Origin of the sequence: Citrobacter sp. CK194 (assembly GCF_030333395.1) — a bacterium.
Classification (GTDB): domain Bacteria; phylum Pseudomonadota; class Gammaproteobacteria; order Enterobacterales; family Enterobacteriaceae; genus Citrobacter_B; species Citrobacter_B koseri.
Map to the genome: position 1 here is coordinate 1 of NZ_JAOWGA010000001.1, position 302 is coordinate 302.

Genomic DNA, 302 nt, shown 5'->3' on the forward strand with positions numbered 1-302 from the left:
TGCGGGGGCCGGATTTGAACCGACGACCTTCGGGTTATGAGCCCGACGAGCTACCAGGCTGCTCCACCCCGCGTCCGTCTTTCTGCTTCGTATTTCAAACCACATCTGCGTTGGCTTTCCTCGTTCACCTCAGTCACTTACTGGAGTAAGCTCCTAAGGATTCACTGCGTCGCCGCCTTGTTGTGATTCGAACTACTTTGCAAAATATTACATCATATTTCAATTGGTTGCGGGGGCCGGATTTGAACCGACGACCTTCGGGTTATGAGCCCGACGAGCTACCAGGCTGCTCCACCCCGCGT

General features: G+C 54.6%; 2 tRNA genes. Both read right to left on the minus strand.

What is annotated here, in order from left to right:
- Positions 1-73: transfer RNA gene (locus OGX80_RS00005), tRNA-Met, on the minus strand.
- 151 nt (positions 74-224) lie between these two features.
- A tRNA-Met gene (locus tag OGX80_RS00010) sits at positions 225-301 on the minus strand.
- Position 302: the final 1 nt, after the last annotated feature.